Below are 17,920 nucleotides of genomic sequence, written 5' to 3' on the forward strand. Positions count from 1 at the left end.
GCTTGACGGCATGTCTTCCGCCAAGGGAACCGATGAGGAGATGCAGGCCCGCGCCCGCGCCCTGAGCTCACCCCTGCGCCTGCGCATCCTTCGGCTGTGCCTGCACAAGGCGCGCACCAACAAGGAGATCGCCGACCTGCTGGACGTCAACCCGGCGACCTCCCTGCACCACGTGCGCACCCTGCTGGCCAACGGCTTCCTCGAGGCGGAGGAGCCCCGCCGCGGCAAGCGGGGGGCCAAGGAGGTCCCCTACCGTGCGACCCGGATGTCCTGGGGCACCAAGATCCCGGACGCCGCCCCCGTCCTGGTGGACACGTTCCTCCAGGAGATCGAGGGCCTGACGCCGGACGAGATCCAGATCATGCGCATCGGCTTGAAGCTCAGCCCGGAGAACCAGCGCGAGCTGATCGAGAAGATCACCGCCCTCGTCTCCGACTACGCGCTGCGCCAGCCGGACGAGGACGGCGTGGCGACGTCGTTGTTCATCGCCCACCACCTGGACCAGACGGCGGGCTGACCCGCCCTACCGGGCGCCGCCGCGCAGCGCCCGCGCCGCGATGAGCAGCGCCGCCACCGTGGAGGCCACCAGCCCGTAGACCCACAGGGCGCCGGCCAGCGCGGGTCCGGGCATGGCGTGGTGCTGCGCCCAGGAGACGATGAACCAGTTGTCCGTGTCGAAGGTGACCAGGGCGACCACCCCGTAGGTGAGCGCGCCCGTGAGCGCGGCCGCCCACAGCCGGCCGGAGTACGTCGCCGCCACCACCGCCGCCGCGCCGGCCAGGACCAGCGCTGCCACGGCGCCCCACGGGACGGGCAGGTCCTGGACGTAGAGGATCTGGGCGTGCAGGAGGGTCCCCAGGACGGCAGCGAGGAGCGCCGCGATCACCGAGCAGACGATCGCCGAGACGGTGCCGGCCAGGCGTTGCCCGCCGGGCCGGGCGGTCGCCGGTTCGGATCCGTCGGTGTGCAGTGCGGACATGGGGGTCCTCCGGTCGTGTCGGGCCGTTGTGCCGGGCTGGTGTGCAGTGACTCCGTGGTGTGCAGTGACTCCGTGGTGTGCAGTGATTCCGTGCCGTGGTTCGACGAGATTCTACGCCGTCGTTCGAGTCCTCCACCGCTCCCGCGGCCCACGGGCGACACCCCGCCGCCGCGGGTGCGGCGACGGGGCGTCGGCGGTGCAGCGCGGCGGGGCCGCCCGGCGTCGTGCTCCGACGACGGCGGACGGCCCCGCGGGCCCTCCCTGCGGGAGGGCGCGGATCAGACGCGCGCGCGGGAGCGGGCGGCCTTGGCGCGCTCGCTGGCGTTGAGGATGACCTTGCGGATGCGGATGGCCTCCGGGGTCACCTCCACGCACTCGTCCTCGCGGGCGAACTCGAGGGACTCCTCGAGGGTGAGGATGCGCGGCGGGGTCAGGTTCTCGAAGGAGTCGGCGGCCGCCGAACGCATGTTCGTCAGCTTCTTCTCCTTGGTGATGTTGACCTCCATGTCGTCGGCGCGCGAGTTCTCGCCGACGATCATGCCCTCGTAGACCTCGGAGGTCGGCTTCACGAAGAACTTGCCGCGCTCCTGCAGGTTGATCATGGCGAACGGGGTCACCACACCGGCGCGGTCGGCGACCATGGAGCCGTTGGTGCGGTACTCGATGGGGCCGGCCCACGGCTCGTAGCCCTCGGAGTAGGAGCTGGCGATGCCGGCTCCGCGGGTCTCCGTGAGGAACTTGGTGCGGAAGCCGATCAGGCCACGGGCGGGGACCACGAATTCCATGCGGACCCAGCCGGTGCCGTGGTTCGTCATGCCCTCCATGCGGCCCTTGCGGCCGGCCATGAGCTGCGTGACGGCGCCGAGGAACTCCTCGGGGACGTCGATGATCATGTGCTCCATCGGCTCATGGATCTTGCCGTCGACCTCGCGGGTGACGACCTGCGGCTTGCCGACGGTCAGCTCGAAGCCCTCGCGGCGCATCTGCTCGACGAGGATGGCCAGCGCCAGCTCGCCGCGGCCCTGGACCTCCCAGGCGTCGGGGCGCTCGGTCGGCAGCACGCGCAGCGACACGTTGCCGACGAGCTCCTTGTCGAGGCGGTCCTTGACCTGGCGGGCGGTGACCTTGGCGCCCTTGACCTTGCCGGCCAGCGGCGACGTGTTGATGCCGATGGTCATGGAGATCGCGGGCGGGTCCACGGTGATGCGCGGCAGGGGCTTCGGGTTGTCGTAGTCGGTGAGGGTCTCGCCGATCATGATGTCCTCGATGCCGGCCACGGCGACGATCTCGCCGGGCCCGGCCTCCTCGGCCGGAACGCGGCTGAGGCCCTTGGTGGCGAGGAGCTCGGTGATCTTCACGTGCGACATGGTGCCGTCCGACTTGGCCCAGGCGACCTGCTGACCCTTGCGGAGGGTGCCGTTGAAGATGCGCAGCAGCGCCAGACGGCCGAGGAACGGCGAGGCGTCGAGGTTGGTCACGTGCGCCTGCAGGACCTCGCCCGGCGTGTACGTCGGGGCCGGGACGTGCTTGAGGATCGTCTCGAACAGGGGCTCGAGGTCCTCGCTGTCCGGCAGCTGGCCGTCGCCGGGCTGCACGGTGGAGGCGCGGCCGGCCTTGCCGGACGCGTAGACCACGGGCAGGTCCAGGACGGAGTCCAGGTCGAGGTCCGGCACATCGTCCGCGAGGTCCGAGGCCAGGCCCAGGAGCAGGTCCATGGTGTCGGAGACGACGCCGTCGATGCGGGCATCCGGACGGTCGGTCTTGTTGACCACGAGGATCACGGGCAGCTTGGCGGCCAGGGCCTTGCCGAGGACGAAGCGCGTCTGCGGCAGCGGGCCCTCGGACGCGTCGACGAGGAGGACGACGCCGTCGACCATGGACAGGCCGCGCTCGACCTCGCCGCCGAAGTCGGCGTGGCCGGGCGTGTCGATGACGTTGATGAGGATTTCCTCGCCGTTGGCCGCGGGGCCGGAGTAGAACACCGTGGTGTTCTTGGCGAGGATGGTGATGCCCTTCTCGCGTTCGAGCTCGCCCGAATCCATCACGCGGTCCTCGGTCTCGCCATGGGACGAGAAGGCACCGGTCTGGCCGAGCATCGCGTCGACGAGCGTGGTCTTTCCGTGGTCGACGTGCGCCACGATGGCGACGTTGCGAAGATTATCGCGCCGGGTGATGGTTTCAGTCATGCGTAGAAGACTCGCTTAAAATAGAGGGAGCGGGCGCGCGGAGGGCCCAGACATCTCCATTCTAGTCGAAAGTTGCACGACGGCGGCGCGCCCCGTGCCATTCGGCACGTTCCGGCGCCCCGCCGTCGTCCTGTTCGCCCTGCTCAGACCCGGATTCCCGGGCGTCCGTCAGCCCTGGGCGAGCAGCTCCCGACGCGCCTCGCGGCGCTCGCGCTGCTCCGCCGGCTCCGGGACCGGGGCGGCCGCGAGCAGGCGCCGGGTGTAGTCGTTCTGCGGGTGGTGCAGGACGTAGTTGGTGCTCCCCCGCTCCACGGCGTGGCCGTCCTTCATGACGACGACGTGGTCGGCCAGCATGTCGACCACGGCGAGGTCGTGGCTCACGAAGAGGCACGCGAACTCGTACTGCGCCTGGAGCTCCTTGATCATCTCTAGCACCGCCGCCTGGACGGAGACGTCGAGGGCCGACGTCGGCTCGTCCGCGATCAGCAGCTCGGGCTGCAGCGTCAGCGCGCGGGCGATGGAGACGCGCTGGCGCTGGCCGCCGGAGAGCTCGTGCGGGTAGCGGTTGACCACGTCGCGCGGGAGGCGGACCGCGTCGAGGAGCTCCTGGGCGCGCTCCATCCTGCTCTTCCGGTCCCCCACCTTGTGGATCACCATCGGCTCGACGATGCAGTCGCCGATCGGGAACCGCGGGTTGAGCGAGGCCGCCGGGTCCTGGAAGACCACGCCGATCTTCCGGCGGACCTCCTTGGCCTCCCGGGGACGCAGCTGGGCGAGGTCGCGGCCGCGCACGGCGAGCGTGCCGCTGGCGATCGGGAGCAGGCCGAGGACGGCCTTAGCGACCGTCGACTTGCCGGAGCCGGACTCGCCGACTACCCCGAGGATCTCCTGCCGGCCCACGGAGAAGGACACGTCCTCCACGGCGCGGAACCGCTTGCCGCGCATCTCGTACTCGAGGACCAGGTCCTTGGCCTCCAGCACGAGCTCGCGGAAGGGGTCCTCGGGGGCGTCGGTGTAGGCCTCGCGCAGGTCCACCTGGCTGAGCTTGGGCACCGATTCGAGGAGCTTGCGGGTGTAGGGATGCTCCGGTCGGTTCAGGACGGCGTCCACGCTGCCGGTCTCGACGAGCTGCCCGCGGAACATGACCGCCACGCGGTCGGCCAGGTCGGCGACCACGCCCATGTTGTGCGTGATCAGCAGGATCCCGACGTCGAGATCGTCCTTGAGCCGGCGCAGCAGGTCCAGGATGTCCGCCTGGACCGTCACGTCGAGGGCCGTCGTCGGCTCGTCGGCGATGATCACCTCGGGGTCGCAGGAGATCGCGATCGCGATGACGATGCGCTGGCGCTGCCCGCCCGAGAACTGGTGCGGGTACTGCTTGATCCGCCGCTCCGGATCGGGGATGCCGACGAGCTGCAGGAGCTCGACCGCCCGCGCCGTGGCGTCCTGGCCGTAGGCGATGTCGTGCAGCTCCAGTGCCTCGGTCATCTGCCGCTCGATGGTCAGGACCGGGTTGAGCGCGGTCATGGGCTCCTGGAAGATCATCGCGATCTTCGTGGCGCGCATCCGGCGCACCTTCTCGGAGTCCAGTCCGACGACGTTGACGCCGCCCACGCGCGCCTCGCCGGTGACGGACGCGTTCTCCGGGAGCAGGCCCATAGCCGCCGTCGAGGTGACGGACTTGCCGGATCCGGACTCGCCGACGAGGGCGACGACCTCGCCGCGGGCCACCTCGAGGGTGAGTCCCTTGACGGCGTGGACGCCTCCGAACTCGGTGGTGAACCGGACGTCCAGATCGGTGAAGCCGAGGGCGGCGTCGCCGCGCCGCTCATGGCCGGTTCCGGGTGAGGGGTTGCTGTTCATGGTCAGCCCTTCGCTTTCGTGAGGCCGAAGAGTCCGCGCTTGTGCTTGCGGCTCTGGCGGGGGTCGAACGCATCGCGGAGGCCATCGCCGATGAAGTTCACGGAGAGGGCGATGGCCAGGATGATCATGCCGGGCCACCAGAACAGCCACGGGCGGTTGGTGAACGCGTTCTGGTACTGGCTGATGAGCAGGCCCAGCGACGACTCGGGCGGCTGGACGCCGAAGCCGAGGAAGCTCAGGGAGCTCTCCAGCAGGATGGCGCTGGCGATCGCGAAGGTCGCGTTGACGACGATCACGCCGATGGTGTTCGGCAGCAGGTGCTTGAAGATGATGCGTCCGGAGCCGGCGCCCATCGCCTGCGCGGCGGAGACGAACTCGCGTTCGCGCAGCGAGAGGACCTCGCCGCGCACCAGACGGGCCAGGCCGGTCCAGGTCACGAGTCCGAGGACGACTGCGAGGGTGATGATCGATCCGCCCAGGTTGCCGGCGATCTGGCCGAGGACCGCGGCCAGGACCAGCAGCGGGATGACGATGAAGAGGTCGGTCAGGCGCATCAGGATGGAGTCCACCCAGCCGCGGAAGTAACCCGCCACGGCGCCGATGACGGCGCCGATGGTCGTGGCCACGATGCCCACGACCACGCCGATGATGATCGACTTCTGGGTCCCCCGCATCACGAGCGCGAAGTAGTCCTTGCCCGTGTTCTCCTGGCCGAAGGGGTGCTCGCCCCAGGCGATGCCGGAGCCGCCGAGCCACTGCGGGATCAGGCCGAGGGTGGGCCGGCCGCCGTCGACCGTGGTCGCCGCGTCCAGGTAGCTCTTGCCCCACCACCCCGGGATCCCGGCGAACCCCACGGACGTGTAGGCGAAGAGCGTGATGAAGATCAGCACGCCGAGCGAGATCATCGCTCCCTTGTGGGCGACGAAGCGCCGCCGGACGAGCTGGCCCTGGGAGAGGGACTGGGTGTCCTTCGCCAGGAGGGCGGCGTCCTCAGCCTCGGCCAGCGAGTAGACATCGCCGCTCTGGGGCGCGTTCATGTTCTTGTCGATGCTCATACCCTGATCCTCGGGTCCAGAATTGCGTAGAAGATGTCGGCCAGCAGGTTGAAGAGGATGGCCGCGGTGCCGGTGACCAGGAAGAACGCCATCACGGGCGCCGGGTCCACCTGGTTGAGCCCGGTGATGAAGAGCTCCCCCATTCCCTTCCACCCGAACACGGTCTCCGTGATCACCGCGCCGCCGATCAGGGCCGCGAAGTCGAAGGCCGCGATGGTGGCGATCGGGATCAGCGCGTTGCGGAACGCGTGCCGGAAGATGACGGTCCGCTCGGGCAGTCCCTTCGAGCGGGCCGTGCGAATGTAGTCCTGGCGGCTGACCTCGAGCATGGAGGCCCTGGTGTAGCGGCTGTAGCTGGCCAGGGAGATGACGGTCAGCAGGATGGTGGGCAGGACCAGCTGGGTGCCGTAGTCGAGCGCGGTCTCCCAGAAGCCGCCCGCGAAGTTGGGCGTCTGCGAGCCGATCGTCGAGATGGGGCGCGGCTTCAGGTCCAGGAACCCGGGCCAGCTGCGGAAGAAGTGGTCCAGGACCGTCAGCCCCGCACCGACGACGCCGGTGATCATGCTGACCCCTGCGGCGAGGTCCTTGTAGCGGCCGCCCATGGAGCGCCCGATGAACCACGGGATCACGAACGCCAGGACCAGGCCGGCGGCCATGATCCACCAGTTCATGTAGTAGACGAAGACGTTGACGAGGACGATCTGGAGGACGCTGACCAGGGCGGCCGTGATGAGCGCCGGGTAGAGCACCTTCTTGGTCTTGAGGCCGACGGACATCGCCGTGGCGCTGAGCGCGACGGCGAACGTGAGCACCGCCACGCCGATGAAGCCGAGCCGGGGCTCCCGGAAGTAGCCCAGGGCCAGCAGCGTGGGCAGGGCGGCACCGATGAAGACCGCGGTCGCCGCGAAGGTGATGATGCGGCGCCGGAGACTGCCGGCGAGGAATACCTGCATGAGGAAGCCGGCGAGCGCGGCGATCACCAGGATCTGCTGGAGCGTGAAGTCGGGATCGCGCAGCCAGTCGTTGTAGCCGATCGCCATGTACTCCTTGAGCAGCACCGCCGCCCAGAAGACGGGCAGCGAGAAGAAGAGGAACGTGGCGAAGGTGACGCCGTAGTCCAGACCGGAGTACTGCCGGATGGCGGTCAGGATGCCGATCGCGATGCCGACGATGAGCGCGAGGATCGTCGCCAGCAGGACCAGGCGGAGCGTCGAGCTGGCCGCGAGGGCGAGCAGGCTGTCCACGGACACGCCGGAGCGGTTCGTCCCGAGGTCGCACTGGAGGGCGAAGCACTTGCCGACCCCCACGAGCCAGTCCCAGTAGCGCTGGTACCACGGCACGTCGAGGTTCATGAACTCGATGCGCTGCTGCATCAGATACTCACGGTTCTCGGCGTTGCTCTCCCGCAGGTCTTCCAGGGGATCGCCCGAGTTGATGACCAGTACGTAGAGCAGGAGGGAGGCGCCGAACAGGATGCCTATCGCGGCGCCGAGCCTCCGGATGATGAATTTGAGCACTTGAAGTCGTCCCTTTCATACCCGCGGGGCCGCCCGCTGGCGGCCCCGGACGGGCGTGTGGGGCCCGGCACGCTGTGCGCCGCGCCCCACACGTCTATTTTGTGAGCACTAGCCGCCGACTACTCGGCCCGGTGCCACTCCTCGGCGTTCCAGACGATGCCGTCCTGCGTCGCCGTGCCCTCGACGTTCTCGATGTCGGAGGCGGAGGCGTCGAGACCCGGGTGGGCGAAGAGCGGGATCCCGAAGAGGTCCTCCCACAGCAGTCGCTCGATGTTCTTGGTCTCCTCCATGTGGACGGACTCGTCGAGCGAGGTGGCCAGGCGGTTCCAGGCCGCGTCGACCTCCTCGTTGGAGTACTGGCCGTAGTTCTGCGGCTTGCCCGTGCCGTAGATGTTCTCGCCGGAGGTGATCTGGCCGGAGCCGGCCCAGGCGAACAGGGCTACCTCGTAGTCGCCGCGCTCCTGGGTGCCGCCCGGCTGGAAGAAGTCGGCATTGCCGGCGTCGACGATGTTGAAGCCCGCCTGGTCGCAGGACGACTTGATCATGGCGACCTGGTCGGTGCGCCGCGGGTTGGGTGCCGAGTAGCCGATGCGGACCTCGGTGCCCGCGGCCCCCAGCTCGTCGACGATGGCCTTCGCGCCCTCGATGTCGACCTCGTCGTACTGGCCCTCGTAGGAGTCGGAGACGATCTCCTCGTAGTTCTCCTGGAACGGGAAGACCTCGCGTGCGTTGAGGACCTGCGCCTCCGGGTTGATGGGCTTGATGAGGTTGTCGACGATCTGCTGGCGCGGCACGCACATGGCGAAGGCCTTGCGCAGCTCCAGGTTGTCGGCGAAGAGGGCCCCGTCGACGAAGTTGAAGTCGAGGTGCTCCCACGTCAGCGTGTCGCGCTGGTGGATGTTCACCGCATCGCCGAGGCCCTCGAGCTGGCTCAGCGTATCGACAGTCGGCTGCGGGGCGATGACGTCGAGGTCGCCGTTGTCCAGGGCCTGCACCATGGCGCCCTGGTCGACGAAGCGGAAGACCAGTTCGTCGTTGGCCGCCTTCTCGCCGTAGTAGTTCTCGTTCGGGACGAGCGTCACGGACTGCCCGGCCTCCCAGGAGCCGAACTTGTACGGGCCGCTGACCGGCACCTGCGCCTCGTCCGGGAGCGTGCCCGGGTCGGTGTGCCACCCGGTGTTCCAGAACTCGGCCGCGGGAGCGAGCGCCTCGGCGTCGCCGTCGCGGGCGGCCTGGACGAACTCCTCGATGCTCATGCCGGCCTGCTCGGCGACGACGTGCGCGGGGTGGAGCATCCAGGTCTGGATCTCCCAGTCCGGGTTCGGCTCGGCGAACTCGACCGTGAACTTCTTGCCCGCCGGGTCGCCCTGCGGGCCTTCCGGCACCTCCTCGCCGAGGTCCTGGGAGACGGAGTTGAACAGGGGCGAGTCGCCGCTGGTCAGGGTCGCGTTCTGGACGGTCCACGCCAGCACGGCGTCGGCGACGGTGATCGGCGTCCCGTCGGACCAGACGGCGTCATCGGAGATGGTGTACTCGATGACCATCGGGTCCTCGCTCACCATCTCGTAGGAGCCCAGGTCCTCGTTCGGGATGATCTCGCCCTCGGTGCCGAACGTCGAGAAGCCCGCCTGCATCCGGTCGACGATCGACGAGTTGTAGGTGCTGTAGGACTCCGGCGTGAAGCCGTTGTAGCTGATGAAGTCGTTCGGTCCGACCGAGACCGCGATGGACTGGTCCGCGCTGCCGCCGTTGGCCTCGCCGTTCCCGCCGTCGCCGGCGTCGGTGGGTGCGCAGGCGCTCAGCGCGAGACCCAGCGCGGCACCTGCTGCAACTGCCATGGAAATACGCTTCAGACGCATTCCGCCTCCTTGTGTTTCATGGTGGATGGGCTCCGGCACCAGGCCGGACCCGGCAAACCATCCAACGTGGTCTACCTCACACGAGACACCTTAGCCCCTGAAGCGGTTCTTGAATATGGGATTTTTCAGGCCCCGTTGAAAGTTACTCAGTCGCAACATTCGCTCTGCGGGCCTCCGCTCCCCGCCCGGGTGTGGCCGGACCGCGCGGGAGGTCCGGAAAATCAAGGAAGTCTTTCAGGTTGGCTGTTTTCAATCACTTCCTGCCGTCCCCGCGCGGCTCAGCGGGCCTGTAACAAGATGTTTTCAATCGGTCGTTTCATGACGCGGGTCCGGCGGCCCGTCACCGGGCGACGTCCAGTCCGGCGCGTTCGGCGATGGTTCGGTAGTCGCGCGCCAGCGATGCGGTGGTCGCGTGCGCGTTCAGTCCGCTGGGGTTGGGCGCCACCCACAGTTCGACGCCCCGCCACCGCTGCTCCTGCAGCCCCGTCCTGGCCCGCGGGAGGCCGAAGGCGGTGCGGTAGGCCGTCACCCCGAGCATCGCCACCACGGCCGGCCGCCGTTCCGCGACGAGCGCGTCGAGCCGGGCGGCGCCGTCGCGCAGCTCCTGCCGGGTCAGCTCGTCGGCGCGCACCGTGGCCCGGCTGGACAGGTTGGTGATGCCGATGCCGCGGCCCAGGAGCTCGTCCAGGTCGGCGTCCGAGTAGCCGGCGGAGGCGTCGATCCGGTAGGACGTGATGCCGGCGGCGTGCAGGGCGGGGTAGAAGCGGTTCCCGGGGTGCGCGAACGGTGCGCCCGTCGCGGCCGTCCAGAGGCTCGGGTTGATGCCGACCAGCAGCAGGCGCAGGTCCTCCGGCAGCAGGTCCGGGACCTCCGCGTCCCGGAAGGACTCCAGTTCGCTGCGGCTGAATCCCATGCCCGCTCCTCTCCCGCCGCCGGCTACGGACCGGGGCGCGGCGTCGTCGTCTGCGCGGCACGGCGTGCCGCGGTTCCTGTCCGGACTGGGTCCATGGTGGCAGAACAGCACGACGGCGGCGCGCGACGCCCGTGGGTCGGGTCGCCTCGCGCCGCCGTCGCGGTACCGGCCCGGGCGGGGGTCACCCGGGCCGGTCCTGCTTCAGTTGGAGGTGGTTCGCTTCAGTCGGAGGTGGTTTCCCGATCCGGTCAGAGGACCGGACCGCCCTGCCCCGGGGTGGATCCCGGCGTGGAGCCGGGGCCGCCGGCGCGGTGCGTCGGGTCGGTGCCGGCGGACGGGGAGGCCGGCGGCGTGGGAGGCGTCGGCGGGGCCGTGCGGCTCCCGCCGGACTTCGGCGTGGACTCCTCCGCCTTGGCGCCGAGCTCCTGGACGTCCACCTTCTGGAGGACCTTCGCGGCGGCCTCGCGGCCGCCGAGGCCGAAGGCCAGCGCCGCGGCCAGCGCCGCGCCGACGACGATGGCGCCGAAGGCCAGGTTGATGATCGAGTCCGCGATCCCCATGTAGCGCAGGCCCATGGCGATGAACAGGGCGATGGTCGCGTAGCGGAGGATGCCGCTGGCGGCCTTGTTGGTGATGAAGCGCCCGATGATGCTGGCGATCAGGAAACCGGCCGCGATGATGACTCCGCCGAAGAGGACGGCGCCGCCGAGTTCCAGGATCTCCTCCAGCATGCGCGTGACTTCGGGGAAGTTCAGCAGGCGGGCCGCCATGACCGCGAAGAACACCATGATGGCGAACTGCACGATGCGCGTGATCACGGTGGAGCCGCTGGTGCCCTCGGGGACGATCCCCAGCTCGCGGAGCGAGCGGTCGGTGCCGAGGCCGCGGAGGAGGTCCTCGAGCAGCTTGCCGAGGAACTTGGAGATCACGTAGCCGATGGCCAGGAGGATGGCCGCGCCGATGATCGCCGGGATGGCGTTGAGGAACATGTTCAGCATGTCCTGCGCCGGGTTGGAGATCGCCTCGATCCCGAGGACCTGCAGGGCCGCGATCGAGACCACGATCATGATGATGCCGAACACCAGGTTGCCCACGAGGGCGGCGACCTTGTTGTTCTGCTCGACCGACTCCACGGGGTCGACGGGCTCGTCACGCTTCTTGAACTTGCTCGTCAGCTTGCTCAGATCGACGGTGCCCAGCGCCGCCTCGATGAGCTGACGGACGATCTTGGCCAGCACGTAGCCGATGATGAAGAGGACGGCCGCGCCGATGAGGTTCGGCAGGAAGCCCAGCACTCCGTTCAGCAGGCCCTGGATCGGTGCCAGCACCTGCTGCAGGGCAAACAGCTGGAGGATGGCCATCAGGCCGAACAGCCAGACGAGCAGCGAGGCGATCTGGCCGAGTGATTCACCGACCTGCCGGCCGTCGCCGCCCTGCTTCTGGAGGGCCGGGATCTTGGTTACGAGTTTGGCGACGGCCCATTTGACCGCCTTGGCGATGATCCAGGTGACCAACAAGATCACAATGGCCAATGCCACCTTCATGGCCATACTGGGCCAATCGATGTTTCCCCACGTTCCTGTGTCCTGCATCGTCGGGCTCCTTCGTTGCGTCTTCGATTCCCGCCGACTGTGAGCCGGCTCATCCCCCTGATCGCCACACTAGAACTCGCACAGTGGTATGACTAGGCCTCTTGCGAACAAATGCTGTCGATCTTGAGCCGTTGCCGATATCGATTGAGCGGGCCTTGATGGCCGCCGGTGCGCAGGACGCACGGGAGCCCCGCCCGATCCGGTCGGGGCTCCAGCAGCACGGGGTACCGGGGGCAGCGGCCCCCCGGCTCAGCGGGTCGCGTCGATGACGACCTTCCCGTCGGAGCCGGCGATGTTCGCCTCCATCGCCGCGGCGGCCTCCTCGAGCGGGAACACGCGGTCGACGACGACGCGCAGCGCTCCCGAGGCGACCTTCTGCAGCAGCTCCTGCAGGCGGGCCCCGTCGGGACGGACCCAGACCCAGCGGCCCCCGGCCTCCTCGACGGACGGGTCCGCGATGGAGATGTGCCGCCCGCCGGGGGCCAGGACGGCCAGCGTGGTCTCGCGGACGCCGCCGACGAAGTCGGCGACGGCGGTGACGCCGTCGGGGGCCAGCGCGCGCACCCGGTCCTCCAGCCCGTCACCGTAGGCGACCGGCTGGACGCCGATCCCGCGCAGCCGCTCGTGGTTCCGCTCCGACGCCGTGCCGATGACCGTGGCGCCGATCCCGACGGCGAGCTGGGCGGCGGCGAAGCCCACACCGCCGGACGCGGCGTGGATGAGGAGCGTGTCCTCCTCGGTGAGCTCGAGGGTCTCGAGGGACCGCAGCGCGGTGAGGCCGACCAGGGGCAGGCCCGCGGCGACGTCGTATTCCACTCCGTCCGGGATCCGCGCGACGCTGGTGGCCGGCACGGACACGAATTCGGCGTAGGTGCCGCCGGAGACCACGTCCTTGCGGGCGTAGGAGGCCACCCGGTCGCCCGGGGAGAACTCCGGGGTGTCGGGGCCGACGGCCTCGACCACACCGGAGACGTCCCACCCGGGGACCACGGGGAAGGAGACGTCGAGCAGACCGTCGAGGCCGCCCGCCATGAGCTTCCAGTCGACGGGGTTCACGGAGGCGCGCTCCACCTTGATGAGCACGTTGCCGGGGCCCACCTTCGGCGTGGGCAGTTCGGTCGGGGTCAGGGTCCTGGGCTCGCCGTATTCGGCGTACGTCATGGCTCGCATACCGGCGTCAACCCCCGCGGGCCGGGACGCATTCCCGGTTCAGCCGGACTTCTCGCCGGATTCCCGTTCCAGCTCCTCGAGGGAGAGGCGCCCGGTGCGCAGGGCCTTGAGGATCCGCCGGGTGCGCGCCACGCGGGGCAGGGCGATGACCAGGAGCCCGCCCAGCATGTTGAAGGGGATCACCACGGCGAACCAGCCGAGGAAGTCGGCCACGGAGATGTCCGCGCCCGCGAGCATGGCGGCGAAGATGATGATGGCGTTCAGCGCCCCGTGGAGCATGCCGAAGCCGATGACCAGCAGACCGGAGACGAAGCAGATCACGGCGGCCACCGTGTCCTCCCCCGTGCCCTGCTGCATCCGGGTGGAGAGCGTGATGACGGCGCCGGCGAGCAGCGAGAGCGCGATCATGACGACCAGCGACGGCTGGTCCAGGTACCCGACCGCGGCGTCGATGAGGACCCGGTGGTAGTCCGGCAGGCCGAGGACGATCAGCCAGCCGAACGCCAACCCGCCGAGCAGGTTGGTGACCAGGCTGACCGACCACAGCCGCAGGAGCTGCAGCCACGTGCCCTGCCCGGCGATGACGGCGTTGAGTGGGAGCAGGAACTCCTCGGTGAACAGTTCGGAGTGCGCCAGCTTGAGCGCCAGGAGCCCGACGCCGAAGGCCAGCCCCGCCAGGATGTCCGAGCCGGTGGCCTCCTTGACGAGGATCATGGCCAGGATGCCGAGCCCGACGTCGACGCCGCCGAAGAACCCGGTGACGATCAGCTCGGGCCACCGGCGGTTCAGCCGCTCCGCCCCCGTGACCACCGTGCCGACGGCCTCGTCGAGCAGCGCGTCCTCGATGTCCAGGTCGTTGCTGCCGAGTCGCTCGCGCTGCTCCCTCTCCTCCATGCGCACAGCATACGGCCGCGGTGCCGTGCCGGAGGGCGGATTCGGGCCCGGCCCCGCGCGCCGCAGGGCGCTCGAGCGCCGCAGACCGTATCGTTCCCGGGTGGCCGGGTGCGTCCTCGCCACGGCCATCCCGTCGTCTCCGCCGGGGCCCGTGGGCCCCGCGTGAGCCGGAACCGCCCGCGAGCGGGTCGGAAACTGTGAACTGCAAGGAGATTCTTCGATATGTCCCCTGCCCAGATCGGGTTCGCCATCCTGGTGCTCGGTGCCTTCCTCATCGTCGGGAAGCTCGTCCGCGTCAAGGTCAAATGGGTGCAGCGGCTCTTCCTGCCCAGCTCGATTATCGCCGGGGCCCTGCTCCTGCTGCTCGGGCCGCAGGTGCTCGGCAAACTGGCCGGCGGCTCTCTGGCCGAGTCCGGGATCTTCACCCCGCAGATCCTCGAGGTCTGGGGCGCGCTGCCGGGACTGCTCATCAGCGTCGTGTTCGCCACGATGTTCCTGGGCCAGGACCTGCCCCGGTTCTCCCGCGCGGTGAAGCTGGTGGGCCCGCAGCTCAGCCTCGGCGTGGCCCTCGGGTCGGGACAGTACGTCGTGGGTCTGCTGCTCGCGATCCTGGTCCTGGTCCCCTTCTTCTCCGCCACGCCCATGGTGGGCGCGCTCATCGAGGTCGGCTTCGAGGGCGGCCACGGGACCGCGGCCGGCATGCGCGAGACGTTCCAGTCGCTCGGCTTCGACTCCGGCGCTGACCTCGCGGTGGGACTGGCGACCGTGGGCATCGTCGGCGGCATCGTCATCGGCATCGGTCTGATCAACTGGGGCGCCCGCACCGGCCGGACGGAGTTCCTCAGCGGGCAGGTCTCCGCCTCCGTGGAGGAGCAGCGCGGACTCTTCCGCCGCGACGAGTACTACCCGGCCGCGACCATGACGTCCCGGCCCGCCTCCGTGGAACCGCTGGCACTGCATGTGGCCATCTGCGCCGTCGCGATCCTCGTGGGCTGGGCGATCCTCGAGGCGCTGCGCTGGATCGAGTCCGCGACCTACGGCAGCACCGAGATCCGCGACGGCGTCACCCTCGAGATCTTCGGCAGCGTCCCGCTCTTCCCGCTGGCGCTGCTCGGTGGCGTCATCGTGCAGGCGGCGGCCAAGGCGCTCCGGGTCGACCACCTGATCGACCACCAGATGATGCTCCGGATCCAGGGCCTGGCGCTGGACTTCCTGATCGTCTCCGCGATCGCCACCCTGTCCATCACGGCCATCGGCGAGAACCTGGCGACCTTCCTGCTCCTGGCGGTCGCCGGCATCGCCTTCACCGTGGCGGTCTTCTACTTCTTCGCCCCCAAGGTCATCGGCCGCTTCTGGTTCGAGCGCGCGATCGGCGACTTCGGCCAGTCCATGGGCGTCACCGCGACCGGGCTGATCCTGATGCGCATCACCGACCCGGAGGCGAAGTCCCCCGCCTTCGAGGCGTTCGGCTACAAGCAGCTGGTCTTCGAGCCGTTCTTCGGCGGCGGGCTCGTGACGGCCATGGCCGTGCCGATCATTTTCTTCGTCGGCCCGTGGCCGCTGCTGATCGGCATGGGCATCCTGTTCCTCGTCGCGACCGTCGGCGGTCTGCTGGCCTTCGGCCCCACCGCCCGGCGGGAGCACCGGGAGCGGGCCGCGGAGCTCCAGCGCACCCCGGCCTGACGCCCGCGGCTCCGCGGCGGTCCTATCCGGCGGGGACGACGTCGGCGGCCAGATGCGAGCGCAGGGTGCGGCCGGCGTAGCCCCGGCGGAACCGGCCGCGTTCCTGCAGGATCGGGACCACGTGGTCGACGAAGTCCTCGATCCCCTGCGGCAGGGCCGGCGGCATGAGGTTGAAGCCGTCGGCGGCCCCGGCGTCGACCCACCGCTCGATCTCGTCGGCGACCGATTCCGGGGTGCCGACGAAGGTGGCGTGCCCGCCGCCGGCGGCCAGATAGCCGAGGAGCTCGCGGACCGTCGGCCGCTTGGACTCGATGATCCGCAGCACGGTGGCGTAGCGGCCCTGCGGCCCGGTGAACTCCTCGAGCGGTGGCAGCGGCGGCACTGGTGCATCGAGCTCCCAGCCGGACGTGTCTGTCCCGACGAAGAACGCGAGCTGGCGCAGCGAGTCCTCCACGGGCAGGAGCTCGTTGAGGGCTCGCTGGCGCTCGCGCGCCTCGGCCTCGGTGGCCCCGACGAAGGTGACGAGCCCGGGCATGACGACGACGTCGTCGGGGTCCCGGCCCAGGCGCCTGGCGCGGTCGCGGACGTCCTCCCGGTAGGCGCGCGCGGACTCGAGGTCCCAGGCCACGGCGTAGACCCCCTCCGCGTACCGGGCCGCGAGGTCGCGCCCCGGCCCGGACGCGCCGGCCTGGAACAGGACCGGGCGCCCCTGCGGCGGCTGGGGCACGTTGAGCGGGCCGGCGACGTCGAACCACTCGCCGCGGTGGTTCACGGGCCGCAGCTGCTCCGTGTCGACGTAGGCGCCGTCCGCGTCGGCGAGGATCGCCGAACGGGGCCAGGAGTCCCAGAGCGCGGTCAGGGCGGAGACGAACTCCTCGGCCCGGCCGTACCGCTCGGCGTGGCCGGGCAGCGCGGGCATGGAGTGGTTGCGGGCCTCCTCATCGGTCATGGACGTCACGACGTTGACGCCGGCCCGGCCGCCGGAGATGTGGTCGAGCCCGGCCAGTTGCCGGGCGGCGTGGAACGGCGTCCAGAACGTGCTGGAGACCGTGGTGACCAGGCCGATCCGCTCGGTCGCCCGCGCGAGGGCGGCGAGGGTGGTGATGGGCTCCAGGAACCAGCGCGGGCCGCGGTCGATGCCGTCCAGGCCCACGGACTGGCCGTCGGCGAGGAAGATCGCGTCGAGGCCGCCGCGCTCGGCCGTGCGGGCCAGTTCCTCCCAGTAGGCGATGTCGCCCAGCCGGTCCACGCTCGAGTCGGGCGCTCGCCAGGCGGCGGCGTGGTGCCCGCAGCCGAAGGCGAAGAGGTTCAGGTGGATGCTCGGGCGGACGGCGGCGTCGTCCCCCATCAGTTGTTCACCAGTCCGCCGTCAACCACCAGGTTCTGCCCGGTGGCGGCCCGGGACCACGGCGACGCGAAGAAGAGGACGGTGTCGGCGAACTCCTCCGGCGTGGTGACGGAGCCCAGCGGGGTCCCCGCCGCGATCGCGTCGAACACCGCCTCCGGGGTCGCGGCGCTGGCGTCCGTGGTGCGCAGCAGGCCGCCGCTGACCATGTTGACCCGGACCCCGCGCGGGCCCAGATCGGCGGCGAAGGTGCGCGTCAGCGACAGCAGGGCGGCCTTCGCGGCCGTGTAGTCGTGATACGGGACCACGGGGTTCTGGAAGAGGTTGGTCCCGATGTTGACCACACGGCCGGAGCCGAGGGCGTCGAAGTCGGACAGAGCGGCCTGCACCACGTTCACGGCGCCCTGGACGGCGCCGGAGAACTGGTCGGCGAAGGCGTCGAAGCCGATCTCGTGCGCGCGGGCGCGTGCGTCGCCGTTGAAGGAGAAGTCGACCAGGGCGTTGTTGACCACCGTGGCGACGGGAGCGCCGAAGGCCTCGCGGCCGCGTGCGACGAGCGCGTCGACCTGGGCGCGGTCCCGCACGTCGGCCCGGACGACCACCGCCCGGCCGGGGTGCGCGGCCGCGATCTCCTCGGCCGCGTCCCGGCTGGAGTGGTAGCCCACGACGACGCGGGCACCGTGGCGGAGGAACGCCTCGGTGATGCTCCGGCCGAGCCCGCGGGCCCCGCCGGTGACGACGACGGTCTGCTCCGCGATCGGCGGCGCGGCCGTGGTGGCCGGGGTGCCTGTGGTGGAGGCGTCCCCGCGGTCTGCGGTGCCGGCTTCGGTGGTCGTCATGTGCGTGCCCTTCTGCTGGTGGCGA

At 70.0% G+C, this 17,920-nt stretch carries 14 protein-coding genes; 2 read left to right on the plus strand and 12 right to left on the minus strand.

Translation table 11 applies throughout. The features are described from left to right. Window positions 1-10 precede the first annotated feature (10 nt). On the plus strand, window positions 11-517 hold the full coding sequence (locus tag ABD784_RS03890) for a helix-turn-helix domain-containing protein (RefSeq protein ID WP_344880199.1): 507 nt from the start codon (window positions 11-13) through the stop codon (window positions 515-517). 6 nt (window positions 518-523) lie between these two features. Here ABD784_RS03890 and ABD784_RS03895 read toward each other — a convergent pair whose 3' ends face one another. From ABD784_RS03895 to ABD784_RS03940, 10 genes are all read right to left on the minus strand, one after another. Then, entirely contained in the window at window positions 524-979 is a 456-nt protein-coding gene (locus ABD784_RS03895) for a hypothetical protein (RefSeq protein ID WP_344880202.1), read from the minus strand. Between the two features lie 278 nt (window positions 980-1,257). Next, window positions 1,258-3,165, minus strand: coding sequence for a translational GTPase TypA (typA, locus tag ABD784_RS03900; protein ID WP_344880205.1), 1,908 nt, complete (start codon window positions 3,163-3,165; stop codon window positions 1,258-1,260). A gap of 168 nt (window positions 3,166-3,333) precedes the next feature. Beyond that, window positions 3,334-5,028 carry an ABC transporter ATP-binding protein gene (locus tag ABD784_RS03905; RefSeq protein ID WP_344880208.1) on the minus strand — a complete coding sequence of 565 codons (1,695 nt, stop codon included), beginning with the start codon at window positions 5,026-5,028 and terminating at the stop codon, window positions 3,334-3,336. A 2-nt stretch (window positions 5,029-5,030) separates the two neighbouring features. Continuing rightward, complete coding sequence (locus ABD784_RS03910; protein WP_344880211.1) at window positions 5,031-6,083, minus strand: ABC transporter permease; 1,053 nt, start codon at window positions 6,081-6,083, stop codon at window positions 5,031-5,033. Beyond that, complete coding sequence (locus tag ABD784_RS03915; RefSeq protein ID WP_344880214.1) at window positions 6,080-7,600, minus strand: ABC transporter permease; 1,521 nt, start codon at window positions 7,598-7,600, stop codon at window positions 6,080-6,082. The genes ABD784_RS03910 and ABD784_RS03915 overlap by 4 nt, the downstream gene beginning before the upstream one ends. A gap of 119 nt (window positions 7,601-7,719) precedes the next feature. After that, entirely contained in the window at window positions 7,720-9,459 is a 1,740-nt protein-coding gene (locus ABD784_RS03920; RefSeq protein ID WP_344880217.1) for an ABC transporter family substrate-binding protein, read from the minus strand. Window positions 9,460-9,799: 340 nt separating this feature from the next. Further along, window positions 9,800-10,372, minus strand: coding sequence for a mismatch-specific DNA-glycosylase (locus ABD784_RS03925; RefSeq protein WP_344880220.1), 573 nt, complete (start codon window positions 10,370-10,372; stop codon window positions 9,800-9,802). A gap of 248 nt (window positions 10,373-10,620) precedes the next feature. Beyond that, window positions 10,621-11,910 carry a mechanosensitive ion channel gene (locus ABD784_RS03930; protein ID WP_344881302.1) on the minus strand — a complete coding sequence of 430 codons (1,290 nt, stop codon included), beginning with the start codon at window positions 11,908-11,910 and terminating at the stop codon, window positions 10,621-10,623. Window positions 11,911-12,213: 303 nt separating this feature from the next. Continuing rightward, window positions 12,214-13,125, minus strand: a complete 912-nt coding sequence (locus tag ABD784_RS03935; protein WP_344880223.1) for an NADP-dependent oxidoreductase — start codon at window positions 13,123-13,125, stop codon at window positions 12,214-12,216. A 48-nt stretch (window positions 13,126-13,173) separates the two neighbouring features. Further along, window positions 13,174-14,028 carry a formate/nitrite transporter family protein gene (locus ABD784_RS03940; protein ID WP_344880226.1) on the minus strand — a complete coding sequence of 285 codons (855 nt, stop codon included), beginning with the start codon at window positions 14,026-14,028 and terminating at the stop codon, window positions 13,174-13,176. A gap of 222 nt (window positions 14,029-14,250) precedes the next feature. Between ABD784_RS03940 and ABD784_RS03945 the strand changes: the two genes are divergently transcribed. Continuing rightward, window positions 14,251-15,711, plus strand: a complete 1,461-nt coding sequence (locus ABD784_RS03945; RefSeq protein ID WP_344880229.1) for a sodium/glutamate symporter — start codon at window positions 14,251-14,253, stop codon at window positions 15,709-15,711. A 22-nt stretch (window positions 15,712-15,733) separates the two neighbouring features. Here ABD784_RS03945 and ABD784_RS03950 read toward each other — a convergent pair whose 3' ends face one another. After that, a complete protein-coding gene (locus ABD784_RS03950) occupies window positions 15,734-17,059 on the minus strand; it encodes an LLM class flavin-dependent oxidoreductase (protein ID WP_344880232.1) in 1,326 nt (441 codons plus the stop codon). Then, the gene (locus tag ABD784_RS03955) at window positions 17,059-17,895 is read right to left on the minus strand and encodes a 3-oxoacyl-ACP reductase (RefSeq protein ID WP_344880235.1); all 837 of its coding nucleotides are present in this window, start codon (window positions 17,893-17,895) and stop codon (window positions 17,059-17,061) included. Before ABD784_RS03955 ends, ABD784_RS03950 begins: the two co-directional genes overlap by 1 nt. Window positions 17,896-17,920 lie beyond the last annotated feature (25 nt).

This window comes from Zhihengliuella alba (assembly GCF_039538765.1).
Taxonomy (GTDB): Bacteria; Actinomycetota; Actinomycetes; order Actinomycetales; family Micrococcaceae; genus Zhihengliuella; species Zhihengliuella alba.

What these genes read in the sequence shown, in the direction of transcription:
- ABD784_RS03945 (WP_344880229.1), top strand. Translation starts at nt 14,251, where the DNA reads ATGTCCCCTGCCCAGATCGGGTTCGCCATCCTGGTGCTCGGTGCCTTC.
- ABD784_RS03890 (WP_344880199.1), top strand. Translation starts at nt 11, where the DNA reads ATGTCTTCCGCCAAGGGAACCGATGAGGAGATGCAGGCCCGCGCCCGC.
- ABD784_RS03895 (WP_344880202.1), bottom strand. Translation starts at nt 979, where the DNA reads ATGTCCGCACTGCACACCGACGGATCCGAACCGGCGACCGCCCGGCCC.
- ABD784_RS03910 (WP_344880211.1), bottom strand. Translation starts at nt 6,083, where the DNA reads ATGAGCATCGACAAGAACATGAACGCGCCCCAGAGCGGCGATGTCTAC.
- ABD784_RS03955 (WP_344880235.1), bottom strand. Translation starts at nt 17,895, where the DNA reads ATGACGACCACCGAAGCCGGCACCGCAGACCGCGGGGACGCCTCCACC.
- ABD784_RS03905 (WP_344880208.1), bottom strand. Translation starts at nt 5,028, where the DNA reads ATGAACAGCAACCCCTCACCCGGAACCGGCCATGAGCGGCGCGGCGAC.
- ABD784_RS03920 (WP_344880217.1), bottom strand. Translation starts at nt 9,459, where the DNA reads ATGCGTCTGAAGCGTATTTCCATGGCAGTTGCAGCAGGTGCCGCGCTG.
- typA (WP_344880205.1), bottom strand. Translation starts at nt 3,165, where the DNA reads ATGACTGAAACCATCACCCGGCGCGATAATCTTCGCAACGTCGCCATC.
- ABD784_RS03935 (WP_344880223.1), bottom strand. Translation starts at nt 13,125, where the DNA reads ATGACGTACGCCGAATACGGCGAGCCCAGGACCCTGACCCCGACCGAA.
- ABD784_RS03940 (WP_344880226.1), bottom strand. Translation starts at nt 14,028, where the DNA reads ATGGAGGAGAGGGAGCAGCGCGAGCGACTCGGCAGCAACGACCTGGAC.
- ABD784_RS03925 (WP_344880220.1), bottom strand. Translation starts at nt 10,372, where the DNA reads ATGGGATTCAGCCGCAGCGAACTGGAGTCCTTCCGGGACGCGGAGGTC.
- ABD784_RS03950 (WP_344880232.1), bottom strand. Translation starts at nt 17,059, where the DNA reads ATGGGGGACGACGCCGCCGTCCGCCCGAGCATCCACCTGAACCTCTTC.